We start from the raw sequence: 19941 nt of genomic DNA, 5'->3' as shown, positions 1-19941 counted from the left end.
TGAGTCTATTTTATTTGCACATCTGCAACTGCGAAAGGCAAATTCTTTCAAACTGAGCCTTGAGCTTCTGAGCAACACCGAAGGAATCTAAAAATTCCAAGAAAGATAAGCACTCCTCAATATCACTCAGAGCATAGCTATTCCCAACCTTGTAAGAATAAAGAGCCCTATGATACTTAATCAGCATCCGATCATAAAGATCTGTCTCAGGGATTTTAGAATGGTCAAGATAATTGAGGAATCTCATAGCAACCAGCAAATGATTACTCTCTATGCAGACACTGATAACATTAAGCAGCATCTTGATAATACGCCGGCGATTCTCCGGTAGATTATTATAAAACTGGGTGCGGTTAATCATCTCACTAGCAAAGGTCTCCAGTGTTTCCAAGGTCAATAGATCCACACTATTAGTAAAGAGCCAGAGCTCATAACGCCCCCACTCCTCAACGGAAAAGAGATAATCGGTCAGAAATTCTACATCTTTCTTGCTAATCTGAAAATCTGGACTGCAGGAAGACAATACTGCTCTAACAACAATTGTATTAAGCCTATAGTTCTTCTTCTCAGGGAACTTTTCAGCCAAAGCTTCTGAGCTAGCCAATATACTTTGGAGTTTGACAACATTGTTTTCCTGATAAGCATCAGCTACTTTTTTTGAGAAAAGCGCATCATCTGCCTCAATGTAGTTATGGTAAACATACTGAAACTCGTCTAGAGAAACAGCCATATTCTTTAAGCAGCAATAGAAAGAATCAAGCGTAATACCACTGACTCCCCGCTCAAAACGAGACAGCTGAGCCACTGAAATATCTCCGGCTGCCGCCTCTTTAAGAGACATGTTTTTTGATTCTCTAATGACTTTGAAAATTTTTCCAAATGTTTTCAACATATTGAGCCCTCGGTTTCATATATGCAATAAAATTTTTTACTAAATTTAATATACTAGTAATATATTTCAAATATGTTACAAGAAAATTACTTTATATTTCCAAATAATACAAATAGATTAATTTGAAAGATAGGAATACTCAATATAGTGATTTTTTCTGAAAGTTATATGGTTTTCAAGAAAATATTGATTTTATAATAATCTCAGAAGGGTTCAACCTGACAACTTGAAAACACTGGCTTTTTCAAAACTAGCCTCCTTACTTATACAAAAATAAACTTGGATAATCTGAGGTTCATGGATGACTGAAATAAAACTGTAACACAATCTGAGTAAACATCTTTTTAGACATGAATGAAAGGAAGTAAAATGAATCTGCCTAATGAACTAAAATAGATTTGACTAAAAAAAGAGGGAATAGAATCATAAAATCCCCCCCCTCTTCTATTCCTTTCCGTATCAATCAGGCCAATCAACCATGTGGTCATACCCTTCGTCTATGGAATAGCCTATACTACCACGATAAGAGTATTCTAGCAATGATACTGACCCTTCAGTCAAGTCTTGGTCACTGTCGTTCTTGTTTAACTGGACTAACTTTCCGTCCTTAATTTTAGCAAAAAATTGCTTTTTGCTAGTAACATTATCCTTGTCTGTCTCCTCTATCTCAAAGACATAGTTTCCTGTCTGAAAGAGGGAATAGTCCATATCATGCAAGAATTTTTCTCCTGAATCTGAAGCAAAGAGTCCTTGCTTCAGATTCAGCTCAATTCTAATACTGATCCAAACATCTTCTTTTTCTAGCAATTTCTCATCAGTAATATCAAAGAGAGAATTTAACTTGAAATCTTTTTCCTCAAAGCTCTTGGGTTTTGAGCGCTTAGGATTAGTTATGTACTCTACAGAAACCTCTGTATTCCCATAATGAGGAATGATATTAACACTCTCATCTATATTATCTAGACTTTTTTCTACATTTTCTTTCGTTCTGATTAGATTTTCTCGACTATTTTCCTTTTGGAGAATAACTCGCAGGATGGGAGAAGGTGTTGTTTTCGGATCAATAAACGCAGCTTCTTCAATGCCTCCTGCCTTATTGACTCGAACTTCTTCATAAAAAGAATGCTTGCCAATAGTTACTTTAAATTTCCCGATTGGGTATATATCATTAAAGTCTGGATTATTCGAATCTTCTTTCCCGTATCCACTTGGTACAGCCTCTACCTTAGCATCCATACCTCGCTTTTTGTACTCCTGCTCCAAGCTGCTGAGAACTCGACTGGTTCGTGTTAGTTGGGGAATGATAGGCTGAAAAAAAGCTACAATCATGAGCAAAATTAGCATGCCATTAACCATATGCCCTGCCCAGAGCAGTGCCTTCTTTCTTTGTCCTTTGAGTCCATACCGAGCGTAAAGATAGCTGAGGAAAGACAAAATCGAGCATAGTGGCACAACCCCTATCAACCAGCGATAAGGTTCTATGGTTCGCGTATCTTTCAAAGCAGAGATGAATGGAAATAGCTGAAGCAACAGAGTCAGAATTAAACTGATTGGAGCCAGATGAAGCGAGTCCTTGCTTGTCTTTATACTCTGAATCAGCGAACGAAGGCTCAAAATCAGATAAATAAACAGATAGATTAGAACAACAAACTTAAAAATCATACTAAACATCATAAACTGCATTAATATGCTTGTCTTGCCTGAACTCAGAAATTCTATAGTAGATAGCATTAGAACTATAACTGCATAGCCACCCAAAGGGGCTATTATTATAGACAAAATCCAATTAACAATATAAAAAATTGCAAATAAATCTTTAGAGGCTTTTAGTTTTTTCATTATATTTCCTACTTACTATATTATTCGTCTATCATTATAGCATAAACAATAAAAAAACTGAGATTTCTCCCAGCTTTTACATCTGTCTCAAGCGCTCCACCCGCTCTGAGATAGGAGGGTGCGTATAGAAAAGTTTCTTCAGTCCGCCTTCTTTTTTGGGATCGCTGATATAGAGAGCTGCACTGGCATCATCGACATGATGTTCCATAGGCTCGCTGCGATCCAGCTTGAGTAGGGCATTAATCATCCCTTGCGGATTGCGGGTCAGCTCAACACTGGAAGCATCAGCCAGAAACTCCCGCTGACGAGAAATGGCCAACTGCACCAAGGTAGCTGCCAGAGGAGCTAAAACGATAGCAATCAGCGATATGATAAGGAGAATAATTCCCAAACCACTATCGTTATCTCGATCATTACTACTGCGCCGTCCGCCACCAAACCACATCATACGGCCAGCTAGGCTAGACAACATGGTAATAGCACTGGCCAAAGCCACAGCAATCGTTGAAATTCGAATATCATAATTGCGAATATGACTGACTTCATGGCCAATCACTCCCTCAAGCTCCTCACGATTCATGATTTGCAAGATACCTGTAGTTGCTGCAACAGCTGCATTTTCAGGCTTAGAGCCAGTCGCAAAAGCATTGGGAGAGGGATCCTCTACGATATAGACACGTGGCATAGGAATCTGAGCGACCATGGCCATATCTTGAACAATATGATAGAGTTCAGGTGCTTCCTGCTCAGAGACCTCGCGAGCTCCGTTCATCGCCATGACCACTTCTGTAGACTGAAAAATCATCACTCCGGCATAAATCGCTCCGATGATCAAGGCTAGCAAGACACCACCAACAGCAGAGCGCAGCCAGAGATAGCCAATAGCTGCTCCAAGGAGAGCCAAGAGTCCGAAAAAAGCGATAAGGAGGAGCCAAGTCCTCCTTTTATTGCTGGCAATTTGATCAAATAGCATCTTAGTCACCTAGTCCAGTGCTGCCAAAGTCAACTTTTGGTACAGCCTTTTCTTCTTCTGGTGTCTTGAGGAAGTCTGCAGCTTTAAAGCCAAACATTCCTGCAACAATATTGCTTGGGAAAGTTTCCAGCTTGACATTGTAGTTGCTAGTTACTGAATTATAAAGCTGACGAGAATAAGCAATTTTATTTTCTGTATTGGTCAGCTCTTCCTGCAACTTCAGGTAGTTGGTGTTAGCTTTCAGATCTGGATAGCTTTCAGCTACTGCAAAGATTCCAGAAATCTGACGAGAAAGGGCGTCACTGGCTTGCATGGCTTCGGCTGGTGAAGCGGCTGAAGCTACCTGGTTGCGCAGTTGTGTTACCTTTTCCAAGGTTGCCTGCTCGTACTTGCCATAGCCTTTGACCGTTTCCAAGAGGTTAGGAATCAGGTCATTACGACGTTTGAGCTGCACATCAATCTGACTCCAAGCTTCCTGAGTCTGCATGCGGCTTTTTACCAAAGTATTGTAAGCACCAACAACGAAGAATGCTAAAACCGCGACAATAATAAGAACAATAATAAAAGTCATGATATACTCCTTCAATTTTGATTAGACTTATTATATCAAAAAATAGTGGAACTGTCTTTATTCTTGACATGGATTTAGAAAAGATGTATGATAAAGGAAAGAATAAACCGACTGTCGGTCGAATAAAATTTTACTACTAAAAAGGATGCAAACATGGCCAATAAAAAAGACTTTATCTTAGATACCGCTCAGGAGCTTTTTATGGAGCAAGGCTTTGACCAGACTTCGATCTCCCAGATTTTAGAAGCAACTCAAATCGCCCGCGGTACTCTCTACTATTACTTTTCTTCTAAGGAAGAGATAATGGATGCCATCATTGAGCGAACCATTGAAAGAGCATTTACAGCTTCCCAAGCCTTTGCTGATAATCGTGAATTGACTATCATAGAGCGCTTGGTTGGCAGCATGGCTGCTCTAAATCTTAATCATCAAGAGGGAAAGGAAGTGCTGCTGCATCTCAATCAGCCGCAAAATGCGCTCCTGCACGAAAAGACCAATCAAATTCTTCTTGAACGGGCGCCTCAGATTCTACTTCCCATCATCCAAGACGGCATCATCGCTGGAGATATGAGGACCGACTATCCCTACGAAAGCCTGGAAATGGTTTTAACTTATTCGCTTCAAGTTTTTGGCAGTAGTTTTCAGGCTCTCCCCCCAGAAAAACAGCAGCAAAAACTTCAGGCCTTTCTCTATCTTTTAGAAACTCTTTTTCACAGCCGGCAAGGCTACTTCGACCCCTTTCTATCTCTGATTCAGACCAAAAGCAGCTAGAAAGCTAATTACTAATTCACTATTTCCAATTACTTGACATTGCAAACATAAGGAGGCAACTATGAAACAATCAGGCTTTAGACTCTTTTTATTGATTTGGATAGGGAGTCTCATCTCGGAAATCGGCTCTGGTATGACCTCTTTCGCTTTAGGAGTTTATATCTTCCAGCTAACCGGTTTGGTTTCTGTTTCTTCTTTTGTTACTCTTTGTGCTTTTCTACCCGGTCTTTTAGTTACTCCTCTGGCTGGAATTCTGGCAGATCGCTATGACCGAAGATTGCTGATGGCTCTGGGAGACGGCCTGTCGGGCTTAGGAGTTCTCTGGATTTACTTTAGTCTGAAGAATCCTGCTTTAATTTTTATCTGTATCGGAGCTGCGATTAGCTCACTCTTTTCAGCCTTGGTAAATCCAGCCTTTAGAGCTACGATTTCCGACTTGCTGCCTGAGGACCAGTTATCAAAAGCAACTGGTTTGTCCCAGATTAATGGCATTGCCCGCTATCTGATTTCACCAGCCTTGGCTGGAATGATTTTGGCGAGTGGACATATCAGCACGATTCTGTTGCTGGATTTTTCGACCATTTTCGTGACAGTAGCCTGCACCTTGCTCGCTCGGAGGGCCATTCACACACAAGTTTATAGCAGTGATAGTCGTTTCTGGGTGGATTTCCTTAAAGGTTTTCAAATCGTCTATGGAAAAAAAGGCATCTGGATTTTAGTTCTAGCTGGAACAGGCTTTTCCTTCTTTTTGGGAACAGTCCAAATCCTGCTTTCTCCCTTGGTATTGGCTTTCTCAGACGCCAAAACAACCGGCTGGGTCATGACCATCTCTAGCAGTGGTATGCTGATAGGAGGCTTGGTTCTGGGGATATTTGCTATCAAAAAACACTTCCATCGTATGCTCTGCCTATCTCTATTTCTACTGGGGCTCTTCATGGTTGGGCTGGGAATGAAGGAAAACTTCATCTGGATTTGCAGCTTTGGCTTTCTCCTCTTTGCTGCTCTGCCTTTTGCCAATACAGCCATTGACTACCTGGTCCGCATCAATATTAACAAAGCCGATCAAGGCAAGGTCTGGGGGACCATTGGGATTATTTCTCAGCTGGGCTATGTGCTAGCTTATGCCGGCATGGGTTGGGTCGCGGACACTCTTTTCAAGCCCTCACTGACTTACTTTGGCTGGCTGGCAAATTCTGTCGGAAAAATCATCGGTGTCGGAGGAGGCAGAGGCTACGGTCTGCTCTTTATCCTATCCGGTATCTCTATCAGCATCGGTGCTTATCTGCTCTCCCGAGCACGCTCAGTAAAGGAGCTGGAATATGTTTCAACGCTTGATAAAAAATGATTTAAAAGAAAACAAAGTCAGTATGCTGGTCATCGGGCTTTTCCTGCTTCTGACTCTGACCCTGAGCTTTGCAGCCACGCGCCTAACCATCAGTCTGACTAGCTCAATTGAGCGCTTTGTGGAAACAGCTAAAAGTCCTCACCTGCTACAGATGCACAGCGGAAACGTCGACCGAGAACGGCTGCAAAACTTTGTCCAGCAGCATCCAGAAATTGCCTCATGGCAGCTGACAGACTTTGTCAATGTGGAAGGGTCAGCCATCCACATCAATGGGCAGAACTCGCTTCAGGATAGCTCCCAGGATAATGGCTTTTCCAGTCAGAACCAAAACTTTGACTTTCTGCTGGATCAGAATAACCAGCCTGCCCAGCCTCAGCCGGGGCAAGTTTTCATCCCCCTATACTACTATAACAGCGGAAAAATCAAGATCGGTGACCAAATAAGGGTCGGCAAGCTGCAGCTGACTGTCCAGGGATTTATCCGAGATGCCCAGATGAATGCCGGTCTAGTCTCCTCCAAACGCTTCCTCATCTCACAGACTGATTTGCAGATTCTGAAAACAGAAGCAGTTGCATCTAATGAAAACCTGATTGCCTTTCGAGTACATAAGCTTAGCCAGATTTCTACCATCGAGCAAGCCTATAAAAATGCAGAGCTTGAGTCCAATGGACCGCCTATGATTACCTATCCGACGATCAAGATGATTAACGGCTTCAATGATGCTCTAGTCATCCTAGTCATGGGGCTGCTGGTTATGGCCATCATTGGCATCACCTTTCTCTGCATGCGCTTTGCCCTCTTGACCAAGATTCAAGAAGAACTGCAGCAGATTGCCGTTATGAAGGTGATGGGATTGCCCCAAAGCTTTATCAGCAGGGTCTACCTGACCAAGTATTATTTCTGCCTAGCTCTGGCAACCATCGTAGGATGGGGACTGTCCTTTCTTCTGAGTTCTCCTTTTAAAAAGCAGATGGCACTGTCTATGGGGCAAAGTCCGACGCCCTTCTATAGCTATCTTCTGGAAATGCTAGTAGCTCTGTTGCTCTGTCTCTTGGTCTTCTGGCTGACTGCCCGTCCTCTCAGCTCCTTTAAGAAAATGACACCCGGCCAAGCTTTAAGATTAGCTTCTGCCAACAGTCTGACTGAGACTCGTTCTACTCCGAAAATGGGCTTACCGACTATCCCCTTCTTAGACAGACCCTATTTCGCCCTAAAAACGATTCTCAGTCATAAAAAGCTCTATTTGACTATCTTGTTCATTGTTAGTCTGATTAGCCTGCTTATCCTGCTGCCAGCCAGTCTCTACAGTACTGTGATGGACAAGAACTTCATCCAGTATCTGGGAGCTGGTCAGTCAGATGTGTTGGTTGATATTTCTCAGACTGATGATATCGATACCAAGGCTGCCCAGCTTCTGAAAGAACTGCAGGCAGACAAGGATATCGCAGAAATCAATCAGTACCAGAGCCAGAATTTCTCCTATCAAGACCAGCAAGGTCAGACCCAGCAGTTGCGGGTAACTCTGGGAAACAATGCAGGATTTCCAGTCAAATACAGCCAAGGTCGCTATCCTAAAAACGAGCATGAAATTGCCCTCTCCAAGCTTAAGGCAGAAGAGCTCAAGCTAAAAGTAGGAGACAGCCTGACCTTGACGGTAGACGGTCAACCCAGAAAATTAAAAGTAGTCGGTATTTACTCAGACCTGACCTACGGCGGCAAGACCGCCAAGGCTGTCTTTGTGACAAAGCAAGCGCAAACACTCAATAGTCTGACGACCATCCACCTTAAAGATGCTAGCAACAAAACTCAAAAAATCAACGAATGGAAAAAACGCTATTCCAATTATAAATTAACCGACGTAGAAGACTTTTTCCATCAGACTTTTGATGACACGCTAGCCATGCTCCGCTTGATTCAGACCAGCGTTTTCTGGACAGGACTCAGCATTGTCTTCATCCTTATGACTCTCTTTGTCTATATGATTTTCACCAAGGACCAAGCTGACTTGGCGCTTTATCGGATGCTGGGATTTGGCAGTGAACGACTCAGGAGCCACTACCTGCTCGCTGTCTGCTTCATCTTGATGCTGGCTCTGGCAATAGCCGACCTGCTGCTCCTTAGTCTTGGGCAAGAAGTCTGCAGTCTGCTGCTCAGCAGCTTCGGTATCAGCAAACTCCAGCTCATCATCAATAAGTCCCTTACTTTTCTATGGGCACCGCTGACTCTGCTTCTTAGCGGACTCACAGCAGCACACATCAGTCTCCGAGCTCTGAACAAGCTGGAAATTGGACGCTATCTCAAGGAACATTAATCTTAAGCAGATAGCTTTCGAGCGCTTAGCATTTATTTTACATCCGAGGAGAAGCCTATGTTATTAGAAGCACATAACCTCAGCAAAAGCTATCAGGAAAATCAGGAGCCCATTCTCCGTGATTTGTCGCTAGAGATTGAAAGCGGCCAATTCATCGCCATCATGGGGCCGTCCGGCTGCGGGAAATCCACTCTTCTCAATCTTCTGTCCACCATTGACAGACCTGACCAAGGACAGATTCTTTACCAGGGACAGGACCTGCTAGCCATGAAAGATAAGGACTTAGACCGCCTTCGCAGAGAGGCTTTCGGCTTTGTCTTCCAGCAGGCAACCTTCCTGAAAAATCTCAATATCCTAGACAATATTTGCCTACCGAGTATTATTGGTAAGAAAAGCAGCGAGCGAAAGGCAGCCTATGAGCGAGCCAAGGAGTTAATGGCTCTGACTGGCATTAAGGACATTGCTCACCGCTCTATCCATCAGGTATCGGGCGGCCAGCTCCAGCGAGCCGGCATCTGCCGGGCTCTCATGAACCAGCCTCGAATCATTTTTGCTGACGAGCCGACAGGAGCGCTCAACTCTCTGGCTGGCCGTCAAGCTATGGAGCTCATGCAGCACTTCCACCAGCAGGGTGCAAGCATTCTCCTAGTGACGCATGATGCCAGTGTGGCTACCTATGCAGACAAGGTTCTGCTCATTTTAGATGGCAAGATAAAAAAAGAAATTCTCTTTGACCCAGCTACTAATCAAGATGAGCGCCGCCAGCTGCTCTTGGCGGACCTCAATCAGATTGGCATATAAAAAAGAGGCCCTTCGGCAGAATGCTGGGGTCTCCTTTTTATGATATAATAGGTTGAATACTGACAGATAAGGATGAAACTATGACACCGCAAGAATTTTACCAGCTATTGAGCCAGCAGGGAATCGAGCTGACCGACCGCCAGAAAGACCAGTTTGAGCGTTATTTTGAACTCTTGGTCGAATGGAATGAAAAAATCAATCTGACAGCTATCACAGAGAAAAATGAAGTCTATCTCAAGCATTTCTATGATTCAATAGCACCCGTTTTGCAAGGTTTGATTGATAATCAGGAGCTTAAGCTACTAGATATCGGAGCCGGGGCCGGCTTTCCTAGTCTCCCTATGAAAATCATCTATCCTCAGCTGGATGTGACTATCATTGACTCGCTCAATAAACGAATCAACTTCCTCAAACTGCTGGCAGAAGAGATCGGGCTGGACAAGGTTCACTTCTACCACGGTCGTGCAGAAGACTTTGCTCAGGACAAGGCCTTTCGGGCCCAATTTGACCTGGTCACTGCCCGTGCAGTTGCTCGGATGCAAGTTCTGTCTGAACTGACCATTCCCTATCTGAAAGTTGGCGGGAAACTCCTAGCGCTCAAGGCTTCCAATGCTCCAGAAGAACTGGAAGAAGCCAAAAATGCCCTTAACTTACTCTTTAGCAAGGTCCAAGACAACCTCAGCTATGCCCTACCAAACGGCGATCCCCGCTTTATCACAGTGGTAGAAAAGAAGAAAGAAACCCCCAATAAATACCCCCGCAAAGCTGGTATGCCAAATAAAAGACCGTTATAAGAAAAAAATCAGGCAAGGATTGTCTGATTTTTTATGTAACCGACTAGAAGTTCAATGTACTACAAAACTACGGCAAGTATAACAAGTCGCTTACTTACTGTCCTGTTCCTCCAGTTTTAAAACACTGATAAATTCTTCATAAGAATTGACCACATGGTCTTGACCGTCTTTTGTGATACTACCATAAACAGTTAAGTTATCAAATAGTTGCTTATCTTTCGGTATTAAAAGACTGTAAATGTCTGACATCAGTTTAGGATCTGTCTTATCCGTCAAAAGATATAATTGACCTCCTTGCTTCGTCATCAAATCATAAACTTTAGGGTATTCGTCCTTTAGGCGCCAATCAGAAGATTGTTTAATAACTGAATTGGGGAAATAGAGAGAAGAATTAGTATTTGCCATACTTTCTGAATAGTAATTTTTAAGACTTGTATAGTTGACAAAAATACTATTTCGCCCATCCCTACCTACATTCGCCCCTTTTGGAACATCTTCTATTTTTCCCGTTCTCAGATTAAACAAAACCTCACGACCACTTCCTCCTCCCACTTTTTCTAATTCTATAGTCCGATACTCTTCATTATCATGACTAAAGAAGGCTGTATAACTTGAAAATGGAACGTAACTATCATCATATTCCCGAATAGCCTCAAGCAAATCGTACTCCTTACGGTCTAAATTATCCGTACTAGTATCATATACTTGAATCTTCCAGTACTCACCCCAAGTTAGATGTTTCAAATCAAAGTCAGAATCATGAAATCGATGAGTAAATTGATAACTTTCAGTAGCGATATATCGTTTCCCATATATAGCAATCTTGCCGCCGCCTAAATTTTTTTGTTTGATATTAGAATTAACAGGTTTCCAAGTGATAACTAGACCTTGTTTATCTGCAATAAATGCATAATCCTTAGGCTCAATTTCAAACGAAACCACTTTATATCGCTCTACAGTAAAATATCGATACGCATCGTAAGAGCCAACTAAAGACAAAACAACTACGAGCACTGCTATAAATTTCCATTTTTTCTTCATATTACTCCTTCCTCTTTCAGCATGTAAGTCTCAAAAAGTTACTAAAATAGCATCTAAATAGAAGATACTTTAGGAAACCGTACATTCATAAGAAACATGCTTACATCCTACCTCCACGGATTATAAAAGCGTCCGTGATTGACTGCGAAGAGGGCAAAGCAAAGTAATAGAAAGGCGACTGCCAGTGTCAGCACCAGCATATCTCGTTTGCTTAGAGCCTGATAGGTATACCAGGTGCGTTTTTTATTTTTTCCGAAACGACGCAGCTCCATGGCTGTGGCAATGGTATTTATGCGCTCTAGGGAGCTGAAAATCAGCGGAATGATAATCTGCAGATTTCCCTTCACGCGCTGAGCCAGTTTGGCTTTCTTGGATAATTCCTGCCCACGCGCTTCCTGAGACATCCTGATCAGGAAAAACTCTTCCTGCAAATCCGGAATATAGCGGAGCGTCAGACTGACCGCGTAAGCAATTTTATAAGAAATACCAAGCTGATGCAGGCTGGAAGCAAACTGACTGGGATGGGTTGTCATGAGGAAAATCACTGCCAGAGGAATAGTAGAAACATACTTGAGCAGGAGATTAAAGAGGTAGAACAGCTCTTGAGCTGTTAGATTATAGGCTCCCCATCCAGTCCAGAGGACATCTTTGGCTCCGTAGATATCGACACCATACTGAGGCGCGAAAAGATAGACCATCACTAAGTTAAGGGCCGCAAAGGATTCCGCAAAGACTAAAACAAATGAAATGTCTCGAATGCGGATATGGGACAGCCGAAAGAGACAGAGGGACAGCAGGGCTAGCCCCAGCAAAAAGCGAGTATCGTAACTAATCATGGCCGCCACTGATACCAGAACGAAGAACAGCATCTTGCTGGCACCGGACAGACCATGAAGAAACGTGTTGCCTGAATGGTAGCCGATTAATTTTCGCTGATTAAGCATGCTTGTCCTCCTTTTTTCGCATATAAAACTCGGTCAAAGCCAGAGGGGCGGCACCAATCTTCTTAGCCAGAGCAAAGATTGACGTTTCCTTTAGATGAGCCGCCGCAATCAACTCTTGATCTGTCAGCACCTGAGCAGGCGCCTTATCGGCTAAAATCTGACCATCCACCACAACTACTGCCCGATCTGAATAATCTAGCATCAGCTGCATATCGTGGGTAATCATGATAATCGTATGTCCCTGCTGGTTGAGCTCGTCTAGAAAGTCCATCATCTCTGTATAATGGCGCTGGTCCTGACCAGCTGTCGGCTCATCCAAGAGGATAATCTCTGGATTCAGCACCAAGATAGATGCAATGGTTACCCGCTTTTTCTGACCGAAAGACAGGGCCGAAATCGGCCAACTACGGAATTCATAGAGGCCGCACGTTTTAAGAGCCGCATGGACCCGCTCTTCGATTTCCGCTTCTGCCAGTCCGCGCAGGCGTAAGCCTAAGGCTACTTCATCAAAAATCATGGCTGCCGAAATCATCTGATTGGGATTCTGCAGGACATAACCAATCCGCTCTGCTCGCTCCTTGATGGAGTCTCCTTTGATATCCTGACCTTTCCATCTATAGCTCCCCTCAGTCTCAATAAACTGACAGAGGGCCTTGGCCAGGGTTGACTTACCAGCTCCATTTTTACCAACGATAGCTATCCGCTCACCCTTGAAAATCTTCAGGCTCATATCCTGCAAAATAGGCTTGCCGCCGCTCTGGTAAGAAAAGGAAACGTGCTCCAGTTCCAGTAAGGGCTCCTGAGACTCTTTGTCAGAGTCAGACCAGTCCCTGCCCTCAAAGGTCACATCTGCTAGCTGTAACTGTTCCAAGCGTGACAATCCTTCAGTCTTTTCCACATCAACGCCCAGCAGGCGCAGGGTCGTAATGTAGAGCGGTTCACGGATGCCATTTTCAGCTAGCAGCTGGGTTCTGAGCAGGTCATCCGGCTGTCCATTAAAGAGAATGCGTCCGTCATTGACAAGCACTATTCTGTCTACCGGTCTGTAAAGAACATCTTCCAAGCGGTGCTCGATAATCAGAGTCGTCGTTGCCGTCTCCCGATGAAGCTGGTCAATCAAATCAATGGTATCCTGACCCGACTTGGGATCCAGATTGGCCAAGGGCTCGTCAAAAAGCAGAATAGGACTCTCGTCAATCAAAACCCCAGCCAGACTGACGCGCTGCTTTTGACCGCCTGATAGATCCTGGGGCCGATGCTGCAAAAGCTCCGCTAAATCCAGCTTCTCTGACCAGGTTCGGACTTTTTCGCGCATAAGCGACAGCTCCATCACATCATTTTCCAGCGCAAAGGCCAAATCTTCTGCTACGCTAAGCCCGATAAACTGGCCATCCGTGTCCTGCAAGACCGTGCTGACTAGATTGGACTTATCATAAATGCTGGATTCAAAGACTGGCTGCCCCTTAATCAAGAGCTGACCGCTGGCCTCTCCTTTATAAATGTTGGGGATAATTCCATTGAGACACTGACCCAGCGTTGATTTACCAGAGCCAGATGGCCCGACAATCAGAACCTTCTCCCCCTCGTAAATTGTCAGATTGATCTGCTTCAGGGTCGGTTCAGACTGGGCCTGATATTGAAAGCTAAAGTCCTCAAATTGGATAATTGGTTTTTTCATCTTATTTCTCTATAGTGCCAAAGCAATCTGAATCGCTAGATTGGCAATCTTATCTTTTTCGTCTAAGTCTGCATGATTGGCTAGGTTGCGCATATCCCAAGCTTCCTCAGACAAGTGGTCGGCTGCATAAAAGAACTGGCAGACGGTTATCTCTCGAAAAGCTGCTAAAGCCGCTACAGCTGAGCATTCCATATCCACACAGATAGCTCCCTCGGCCTTTCTCTGGCGGAGCTTAGCTGGCGTCTCACGGTAAATGCCGTCTGTCGTCCAGACCTTGCCCTTGCTATGGGAAATACCGCGCGCATCCAGAAAATCCGTCAAAAAGTCTTTCAAGTCAAGATTGACTTCCTGCTCACGGCTAGCTGGCTGGTAGTGATAGCTAGTTCCCTCATCACGCAGGGCCTCCGTCGGGATAATGACGGACGTTTCCTTAATCTCCTCATCCAAGATACCGCAAGTACCGAAAAGCACCAGCTTCTTCATGCCAAAAGCAATCAGGTCTTCCAGAATAGCCACACAGGCCGAAGCTCCAACAGGTGCATTGAAGAGAGCCAGTTCCCGTCCATCCGCGAAAATACGATAGATAGGAATTTCAATATTAGCCATGCTAGTTGTCGTAATCAGCTCATGCTCAAAATCCGCCAACATCCGCGCAAAAGTCTCTCTGGCAAAGCAAGAAACAGCCGTCTCCGGAAAACCCTCTATGGATTCATTCAAGTCTTCTGGGTTGATGATGGCCCTGCGACTTTGGTCAAATTCTTCAAGTATCATAGGCTTGCTCTCTCATCCCTCTCTTCCTGATGAAACAGCCAGCAGATGTCTACTGACTTCATCTTACCATTGTATCATAAAAAGACGGTCTGCTGAACGCTGCCTGCATATTTTCTACATAGCAAAAGCCATAGGCAGGCTCTATAGCTACAAGTGAAGTGAGTACTTTATCCAATGATTTTCCAACAAAAAAAGACTGGGCATAAATCCCAATCTCATCTTACACAAGGGCCGTTGCAGCAGTAATCAAGCCAAATACGATGCCCGGCATATTAGCTGCTGCCAAAGGAATGTCCCGTTTCTCTTTAAATAGGCCATAAATGACCCAGAGAGTACAGTTTAGAGCAGCTACTGAAGGCTGGATAAAATCACCCTTATTGCCAGCTAGATTATTCATAATCTGTGGGATATAGGAAACATACATCATAACAGACATAAAAGTAGCCACCCAGCCCAAGATCAGCATGTGTTTTTCTTTCATTTCGTTCTCCTTTTTATAAAACTGACCTCTATTCTATAGCTTCTTTCTGAAATTTTCAAGTTGTTTTCAAAAATGTTACTAAAACGAAAAGAGTCACAAAATTGTGAGAACTGCTGACAGTCCTAAAAAAGCTGCATTTTAGCAGCTCTGTTAAGATTCAAAAAGTAAAATTTCCTAGCGCTAAAACTTCGGTTCTCCATCGGGAAGTTGATCCAAAATGGCTTCCAGTTCCAGCCGATTGAGTGGCTGAATCCGGATCTGACTGGAATCCAGATAGCTGCGGTGAGTCTCTGGAATCTTCTCCAAAAAAGCTTTTAAATCCTTTGTTGTCAGATATTTATAGCCCTGCGGACTGCTGGCATCCTCTATCAGGATATGAAGATGCCATTCCATATCTTGACTAGCACCGCTCTCAATCATCTCTTTAACCAAGTAGCCCTTGGGCATGGGCTGAGTCGGAAGGACTGTATCCACTCCTTCTGCCAAGACATAAGAACCCAGGTATTTCCCACCCTGATCCTTATAATACTTAGGAGTAGAAAATTGACTCTGAACCTGCTGCATCTCAGCCATCTGCCTGCCAAACTCCTCCACAGGATCTTCTGCCTTGAAAAGTTCCAGAAGTTTTTCCTGCGACATGTACAAATCATGAGCATAGCCTTCGAAAACATGAATGGGCGCAGCTGCAACTCTGGCATCGTTCAGGCCGTAGAGAATATCCGCTTCAAAATCAATATTAAAAATCCCGTCAGCAGTGTAAGTGGTGCCGTATTCATCGACAATATCCTGCTTCATCTTCTGAGCCAAACGACTCATAAAGAGAATAGCTCCTTTCCAGTCGCCTACCGTCGATGGTGTCAAGACGCGGATCTGATAGGTTTCTCGGTCTGGCAGATAATAAACTTCAAACCCTCGGCCTGCCCCTTCCCAGTAGACAGCCAGAAAAGTTCCGACCTGATCCAAGGATTGATAAGCCTTATCACCCTCGAGACCTACGACTTCCAGCCCTTCTACCAAGGAAACCAAAGACAAGGGTGTTTCGACCGCCTTATAGCTAAACAAGCCCTTTCGGTTCTGAATGTAAAAAGAAATACTCATACCATGCTCCTTTCTAACTACAAAAGCCTTTCAAAAAGCGAGAAAATGCAAAATCAAAACTCAATACTGGTACAAACTAGCTTTTCTCCAAGACTTTTAAGGATAAACTCCATTCTTAAAACGGACTCTGGTATTAGTATAACATTTTTGGAAGAAAAAGACGAAAAAACCTGTATCCATGAAGAGACATTCCGATTGAAAGCTTCATCAATACAGATTCTAAGAATATATTTGAACTTCATAAAAAGGCAATGAATAAACTTCTAAGAAAGCAAGACTCATTCTGAGCACTTCTTACTTTTTATCCTGCTGCGTCAGCTCCTGATTGTAGGACAAGGCTAGCTTGATCCAGTAAGACAGTTCTTTTTGTCCTTCGGCATCTAAATCAATATAGCCATGATAAAGCCTGCCCTTCATTAACGTCACACTGGCACCATTTTTAGGCAGGACCTGCTTTTCCATTTCCTTACCGATGCGTACCATGACAAGCTCTTGACTTCTCGAACTCACAGTAAGGGTCATCTTACCTCGAACCATAAAAGCCAATCCACCAAACATCTTCTTCTCTTCTACCTCTTCTTCAAAAACATGAGGAGGAAGTTCAGTAGCTAAAATGGCACGAACTTGCTGGGCTAAGGATTCACTATAAGCCATCCTTCTGCCTCATTTCATCACATCCCAGCCGATACCAAAACGGTCAATCAAGCGGCCATAAAACTCTGCGAAAGCTTGTTCCTCTAAAGGATAGAGAATTTGTCCACCTTCAGCAAGTTTGGCAAAAAGCTCATCGGCTTCTTCTCTACTGTCTGGACTCAGAACCAACCATTGATTGGGCTGATGATTGCTAGGAATAGATAGGTCGTTAAAAATGCCTACATCCTCACCATTCAGGGTTAAGTTTTCCGTATCTAAGGCAATCCAAGCAAGCTTATTCCGTTTTTCTGCAGGAAGGTCAGCTGGATCCATCATCTCACTGGCTCGTACAAGTCCCTTTATCTCTGTCTGAAAAAGATCTGCATAAAAACGAAAAGCTTCTTCGGCCTGACCATTAAAACTTAAAAATACGTCTAATTTCATTATTGTTCCTCCAATTTTTTATATCTGAGAATAAATCTCTAGTATCAGTTTATCAATTAAGATAAAAATTTTCTTATTCTCAATTGCGCTTGTTTGGCTAGGGAACGCATAATTAAAACTGGAAGATTAACTGTAATAGGGGGATCGCTGGACAAGGGCCTACGCATGCTGATTTCCTCTTGATAGATGTTATCGCCTGAAAAAGTGAGAGGCTCATCGCTGCCCCAGCGAAAGTTATGCTTCAAGACATAGTTTTTAGTTAGGCGTAAATCCTCCAGCAATTCACAAGCCAAAAGATAGTAGTGACCATCTGGTACATTTTCAAAAGTAAACTGGCTCTCCTGACTTAGTGCTACTCCGATAACTGGCTCTTCTTTAGGTATGCGTGTTTTAAAAAGCCCGATACAGCTAATGCGTGGTTCATAGCCCTCAGGATAAGATAGCGCCACAGTCAACCGATTGCCACTTTTACAGTCGGGATCCTGATGCAAGAAAGCTCCCTTCTCATCTAGCTGTTTAATCATGAAATCATAAGCCTTGGTTGATTCCTGATAATATTTTTTAGGCGAAAGTCCAGTATGCCGCTTAAAAGTATTGGAAAAACTGCCTAGACTATCATAACCAGCTTCCATAGAGGTCTCAGTCACATTTTGCCGGCCTTCTACAATCTCCTGAATTCCTTTTTCCATCTTAAGAGCTTCCATATATTGCTTGATAGAAAAGCCCATCTTTTTCTTGAAAGTTCTGGATAGATGGGAAGGACTATAATGGAAATACTGAGCCAAATCGGTCAGACTCAGCTCTTGATCTGTATGCTGACGTAGATAGGCCGCCACTTCTTCCATGATAGCTTTAGACATAGACTTGCTCCTTTCCCATTTATTTAAGCCCATTATATCACATCAAAAAGAAAGGACAAAAAATCGAAACCGCAGAAAGAAAATCAGAAATCAAGTGATACTCTGAGAGATGATCTAAGAACTGGCGGAAATAGTCTGCTTTCCAAAATCTCTGTCCAACAAGACTTTTACCTGTAGATAAATGATAAAAAAACTTTAGACGTTTGAATCGTCTAAAGTTTTTAGTTTTTCTTAGGAATTTAGAAACTTGCCTTACCATCAAAAATAGTCAGCTTATGCAAATTTTCCATGCCTGAAATAATGGGTCTAGCTTTTGCAATGAGATTTTGAAAAACTTCCAAGGTCAGACTGTCATTGTGAGCTTGCTCGCTCTCCCAAACTTCGTAAATATAGATGCTGTTGGGTTCATCTGCCTTCTCACCTAAGATATAGCAGAAACAAGTGTCAAGATTTTGCATTTCTTTGACAACTTCTTGCATGTAAGCAGTAAGTTCCTGCACCTTTCCTTCTTGGGCCATTAATTTCCCATAAACACAAAATTTTTCCATTAGGATCTCTCCTTATTACTGAGCCACCAATGTTTCCAAGCTTTCTCCAATCGCAGCCAAACGCTCCATCACTTCTGCTTGGGTCAGGCCGTTTTCAGCAACATAGCGGTTGCGAGGGTGAATACGACATTCATGAGAACAGCCACGGAGGTACTTGTCTTCATTTTCTTCTGAAGTCAGGATGCGGCGGTTACACTCTGGATTGCCACAGTTGACATAGCGCTCGCAAGGAGTACCGTCAAACCAGTCTTTCCCAATCACAACTGGATCAACATGGTTGATATCAACGGAGATACGCTCATCAAAGACATACATCTTACCGTCCCAAAGCTCACCTTGAACTTCTGGATCCTTGCCGTAAGTCGCGATACCGCCATGAAGCTGACCGACATCCTTGTAGCCTTCCCGCACCATCCAGCCTGAGAATTTCTCACAGCGAACACCACCGGTACAATAAACAACCACGCGCTTGTCCATGAACTTCTCTTTGTTATCACGAACCCATTGTGGCAACTCTCGGAAGTTGCGGATGTCTGGACGAATGGCTCCGCGGAAGTGACCCAGATCGTACTCATAGTCGTTACGAGTGTCTAGGACAACAGTGTCTTCGTCCAAGAGGGCTTCCTTAAATTCCTTAGGTGATAGGTAAGCTCCTGTTGTTTCCAGTGGGTTGATGTCATTATCAAAATCATTGTCTTCCAAGCCCAAGTGCACGATTTCCTTCTTGTAGCGAACAAACATTTTCTTGAAGGCTTGCTCATTTTCTTCGTCAATCTTGAACCAAAGGTCTTCCATGCCCGGAAGGCTGTGCACATAATCCATGTATTTTTGAGTGGTTTCATAATCACCAGAAACCGTTCCATTGATTCCCTCATCTGCCACCAAGATACGGCCTTTAAGACCGATGGATTTACAGAAGGCCAGGTGGTCAGCTGCAAATTTCTCAGCATTCTCAATCGGAACATATTTGTAGTAAAGTAGGACGCGAATATCTTTTGCCATAAGATTTCAACTCTCTTTTCTCTATAAAATTTTCTGAATTTTTTAATTCATCTATTTATTATAACGCGAGAAGAAAAGCTGGGCAAAATATTTGTTTGAAAAATAGCAGAGCTGGAAAGTTTAAGCGAGAAGGACAAGTTATCA

The 19941-nt window shown here is 43.4% G+C and carries 21 protein-coding genes; 6 read left to right on the top strand and 15 right to left on the bottom strand.

Annotated features, from left to right (window positions below; translation table 11 throughout):
* Nucleotides 1-10: 10 nt before the first annotated feature.
* The 4 genes from J1C77_RS03245 to J1C77_RS03230 all read right to left on the bottom strand — a co-directional run bounded on the left by J1C77_RS03245 (nt 11) and on the right by J1C77_RS03230 (nt 4275).
* Nucleotides 11-892 (bottom strand): helix-turn-helix domain-containing protein, encoded by an 882-nt coding sequence (locus tag J1C77_RS03245; protein WP_002922003.1) that lies wholly within the window; start codon nt 890-892, stop codon nt 11-13.
* Nucleotides 893-1351: 459 nt separating this feature from the next.
* The gene (locus J1C77_RS03240; protein ID WP_002922004.1) at nt 1352-2731 is read right to left on the bottom strand and encodes an ABC transporter permease; all 1380 of its coding nucleotides are present in this window, start codon (nt 2729-2731) and stop codon (nt 1352-1354) included.
* 76 nt (nt 2732-2807) lie between these two features.
* The gene (htpX, locus tag J1C77_RS03235) at nt 2808-3704 is read right to left on the bottom strand and encodes a zinc metalloprotease HtpX (protein WP_042762965.1); all 897 of its coding nucleotides are present in this window, start codon (nt 3702-3704) and stop codon (nt 2808-2810) included.
* Nucleotide 3705: 1 nt separating this feature from the next.
* Nucleotides 3706-4275: a LemA family protein gene (locus J1C77_RS03230; RefSeq protein ID WP_002915741.1), complete on the bottom strand. Its 570-nt coding sequence runs from the start codon at nt 4273-4275 to the stop codon at nt 3706-3708.
* 153 nt (nt 4276-4428) lie between these two features.
* On the opposite strand from J1C77_RS03230, the gene J1C77_RS03225 reads away from it, so the two are divergent.
* The 5 genes from J1C77_RS03225 to rsmG all read left to right on the top strand — a co-directional run bounded on the left by J1C77_RS03225 (nt 4429) and on the right by rsmG (nt 10297).
* Nucleotides 4429-5046: a TetR/AcrR family transcriptional regulator gene (locus tag J1C77_RS03225; protein WP_002922007.1), complete on the top strand. Its 618-nt coding sequence runs from the start codon at nt 4429-4431 to the stop codon at nt 5044-5046.
* Between the two features lie 61 nt (nt 5047-5107).
* Nucleotides 5108-6391 carry an MFS transporter gene (locus J1C77_RS03220; RefSeq protein WP_002922008.1) on the top strand — a complete coding sequence of 428 codons (1284 nt, stop codon included), beginning with the start codon at nt 5108-5110 and terminating at the stop codon, nt 6389-6391.
* On the top strand, nt 6366-8702 hold the full coding sequence (locus tag J1C77_RS03215) for an ABC transporter permease (RefSeq protein WP_002922009.1): 2337 nt from the start codon (nt 6366-6368) through the stop codon (nt 8700-8702). The genes J1C77_RS03220 and J1C77_RS03215 overlap by 26 nt, the downstream gene beginning before the upstream one ends.
* Before the next feature lie 57 nt (nt 8703-8759).
* On the top strand, nt 8760-9503 hold the full coding sequence (locus J1C77_RS03210; RefSeq protein ID WP_002922010.1) for an ABC transporter ATP-binding protein: 744 nt from the start codon (nt 8760-8762) through the stop codon (nt 9501-9503).
* A gap of 80 nt (nt 9504-9583) precedes the next feature.
* On the top strand, nt 9584-10297 hold the full coding sequence (gene rsmG, locus J1C77_RS03205) for a 16S rRNA (guanine(527)-N(7))-methyltransferase RsmG (RefSeq protein ID WP_002922011.1): 714 nt from the start codon (nt 9584-9586) through the stop codon (nt 10295-10297).
* A gap of 90 nt (nt 10298-10387) precedes the next feature.
* On the opposite strand, the gene J1C77_RS03200 is transcribed toward rsmG, so the two are convergent.
* The 6 genes from J1C77_RS03200 to J1C77_RS03175 form a co-directional block, all read right to left on the bottom strand.
* The gene (locus J1C77_RS03200; protein WP_049547432.1) at nt 10388-11338 is read right to left on the bottom strand and encodes a hypothetical protein; all 951 of its coding nucleotides are present in this window, start codon (nt 11336-11338) and stop codon (nt 10388-10390) included.
* 107 nt (nt 11339-11445) lie between these two features.
* A complete protein-coding gene (locus J1C77_RS03195) occupies nt 11446-12282 on the bottom strand; it encodes an energy-coupling factor transporter transmembrane component T family protein (RefSeq protein ID WP_002922015.1) in 837 nt (278 codons plus the stop codon).
* Nucleotides 12275-13960, bottom strand: a complete 1686-nt coding sequence (locus J1C77_RS03190) for an ABC transporter ATP-binding protein (RefSeq protein WP_002922017.1) — start codon at nt 13958-13960, stop codon at nt 12275-12277. The genes J1C77_RS03195 and J1C77_RS03190 overlap by 8 nt, the downstream gene beginning before the upstream one ends.
* A gap of 9 nt (nt 13961-13969) precedes the next feature.
* Entirely contained in the window at nt 13970-14731 is a 762-nt protein-coding gene (locus tag J1C77_RS03185) for a nucleoside phosphorylase (RefSeq protein WP_002922019.1), read from the bottom strand.
* Between the two features lie 220 nt (nt 14732-14951).
* Nucleotides 14952-15212 (bottom strand): SemiSWEET family transporter, encoded by a 261-nt coding sequence (locus tag J1C77_RS03180; RefSeq protein WP_002922021.1) that lies wholly within the window; start codon nt 15210-15212, stop codon nt 14952-14954.
* A 180-nt stretch (nt 15213-15392) separates the two neighbouring features.
* The gene (locus J1C77_RS03175) at nt 15393-16310 is read right to left on the bottom strand and encodes a DUF4299 family protein (RefSeq protein ID WP_002922024.1); all 918 of its coding nucleotides are present in this window, start codon (nt 16308-16310) and stop codon (nt 15393-15395) included.
* Nucleotides 16311-16313: 3 nt separating this feature from the next.
* Here J1C77_RS03175 and J1C77_RS03170 point away from each other — a divergent pair, with 3 nt between their 5' ends.
* Nucleotides 16314-16565 (top strand): hypothetical protein, encoded by a 252-nt coding sequence (locus J1C77_RS03170; protein WP_002922026.1) that lies wholly within the window; start codon nt 16314-16316, stop codon nt 16563-16565.
* Between the two features lie 39 nt (nt 16566-16604).
* Here the strand turns inward: J1C77_RS03170 and J1C77_RS03165 are convergent, their stop codons facing one another.
* The 5 genes from J1C77_RS03165 to J1C77_RS03145 all read right to left on the bottom strand — a co-directional run bounded on the left by J1C77_RS03165 (nt 16605) and on the right by J1C77_RS03145 (nt 19797).
* Entirely contained in the window at nt 16605-16964 is a 360-nt protein-coding gene (locus J1C77_RS03165; RefSeq protein ID WP_002922028.1) for a TfoX/Sxy family protein, read from the bottom strand.
* 9 nt (nt 16965-16973) lie between these two features.
* A complete protein-coding gene (locus J1C77_RS03160) occupies nt 16974-17387 on the bottom strand; it encodes a VOC family protein (protein ID WP_002922030.1) in 414 nt (137 codons plus the stop codon).
* Between the two features lie 56 nt (nt 17388-17443).
* The gene (locus J1C77_RS03155) at nt 17444-18247 is read right to left on the bottom strand and encodes a helix-turn-helix transcriptional regulator (protein ID WP_032912510.1); all 804 of its coding nucleotides are present in this window, start codon (nt 18245-18247) and stop codon (nt 17444-17446) included.
* A 239-nt stretch (nt 18248-18486) separates the two neighbouring features.
* Complete coding sequence (locus tag J1C77_RS03150) at nt 18487-18795, bottom strand: putative quinol monooxygenase (protein WP_002922031.1); 309 nt, start codon at nt 18793-18795, stop codon at nt 18487-18489.
* Nucleotides 18796-18810: 15 nt separating this feature from the next.
* The gene (locus tag J1C77_RS03145) at nt 18811-19797 is read right to left on the bottom strand and encodes a rhodanese-related sulfurtransferase (protein WP_002922032.1); all 987 of its coding nucleotides are present in this window, start codon (nt 19795-19797) and stop codon (nt 18811-18813) included.
* Between the last annotated feature and the right edge of the window lie 144 nt (nt 19798-19941).

It is taken from the genome of Streptococcus sanguinis, from assembly GCF_050223295.1.
In the GTDB taxonomy this organism is placed as follows: domain Bacteria; phylum Bacillota; class Bacilli; order Lactobacillales; family Streptococcaceae; genus Streptococcus; species Streptococcus sanguinis_X.
The sequence above is the reverse complement of the archived record's forward strand: the minus strand, read 5'-3'. Positions and strand labels throughout refer to the sequence as shown.

What these genes read in the sequence shown, in the direction of transcription:
- J1C77_RS03145 (WP_002922032.1), bottom strand. Translation starts at nt 19,797, where the DNA reads ATGGCAAAAGATATTCGCGTCCTACTTTACTACAAATATGTTCCGATT.
- J1C77_RS03245 (WP_002922003.1), bottom strand. Translation starts at nt 892, where the DNA reads ATGTTGAAAACATTTGGAAAAATTTTCAAAGTCATTAGAGAATCAAAA.
- rsmG (WP_002922011.1), top strand. Translation starts at nt 9,584, where the DNA reads ATGACACCGCAAGAATTTTACCAGCTATTGAGCCAGCAGGGAATCGAG.
- J1C77_RS03210 (WP_002922010.1), top strand. Translation starts at nt 8,760, where the DNA reads ATGTTATTAGAAGCACATAACCTCAGCAAAAGCTATCAGGAAAATCAG.
- J1C77_RS03195 (WP_002922015.1), bottom strand. Translation starts at nt 12,282, where the DNA reads ATGCTTAATCAGCGAAAATTAATCGGCTACCATTCAGGCAACACGTTT.
- J1C77_RS03200 (WP_049547432.1), bottom strand. Translation starts at nt 11,338, where the DNA reads ATGAAGAAAAAATGGAAATTTATAGCAGTGCTCGTAGTTGTTTTGTCT.
- J1C77_RS03220 (WP_002922008.1), top strand. Translation starts at nt 5,108, where the DNA reads ATGAAACAATCAGGCTTTAGACTCTTTTTATTGATTTGGATAGGGAGT.
- J1C77_RS03225 (WP_002922007.1), top strand. Translation starts at nt 4,429, where the DNA reads ATGGCCAATAAAAAAGACTTTATCTTAGATACCGCTCAGGAGCTTTTT.
- J1C77_RS03150 (WP_002922031.1), bottom strand. Translation starts at nt 18,795, where the DNA reads ATGGAAAAATTTTGTGTTTATGGGAAATTAATGGCCCAAGAAGGAAAG.
- J1C77_RS03175 (WP_002922024.1), bottom strand. Translation starts at nt 16,310, where the DNA reads ATGAGTATTTCTTTTTACATTCAGAACCGAAAGGGCTTGTTTAGCTAT.
- htpX (WP_042762965.1), bottom strand. Translation starts at nt 3,704, where the DNA reads ATGCTATTTGATCAAATTGCCAGCAATAAAAGGAGGACTTGGCTCCTC.
- J1C77_RS03190 (WP_002922017.1), bottom strand. Translation starts at nt 13,960, where the DNA reads ATGAAAAAACCAATTATCCAATTTGAGGACTTTAGCTTTCAATATCAG.
- J1C77_RS03215 (WP_002922009.1), top strand. Translation starts at nt 6,366, where the DNA reads ATGTTTCAACGCTTGATAAAAAATGATTTAAAAGAAAACAAAGTCAGT.
- J1C77_RS03240 (WP_002922004.1), bottom strand. Translation starts at nt 2,731, where the DNA reads ATGAAAAAACTAAAAGCCTCTAAAGATTTATTTGCAATTTTTTATATT.
- J1C77_RS03185 (WP_002922019.1), bottom strand. Translation starts at nt 14,731, where the DNA reads ATGATACTTGAAGAATTTGACCAAAGTCGCAGGGCCATCATCAACCCA.
- J1C77_RS03170 (WP_002922026.1), top strand. Translation starts at nt 16,314, where the DNA reads ATGCTCCTTTCTAACTACAAAAGCCTTTCAAAAAGCGAGAAAATGCAA.
- J1C77_RS03155 (WP_032912510.1), bottom strand. Translation starts at nt 18,247, where the DNA reads ATGTCTAAAGCTATCATGGAAGAAGTGGCGGCCTATCTACGTCAGCAT.
- J1C77_RS03230 (WP_002915741.1), bottom strand. Translation starts at nt 4,275, where the DNA reads ATGACTTTTATTATTGTTCTTATTATTGTCGCGGTTTTAGCATTCTTC.
- J1C77_RS03165 (WP_002922028.1), bottom strand. Translation starts at nt 16,964, where the DNA reads ATGGCTTATAGTGAATCCTTAGCCCAGCAAGTTCGTGCCATTTTAGCT.
- J1C77_RS03180 (WP_002922021.1), bottom strand. Translation starts at nt 15,212, where the DNA reads ATGAAAGAAAAACACATGCTGATCTTGGGCTGGGTGGCTACTTTTATG.
- J1C77_RS03160 (WP_002922030.1), bottom strand. Translation starts at nt 17,387, where the DNA reads ATGAAATTAGACGTATTTTTAAGTTTTAATGGTCAGGCCGAAGAAGCT.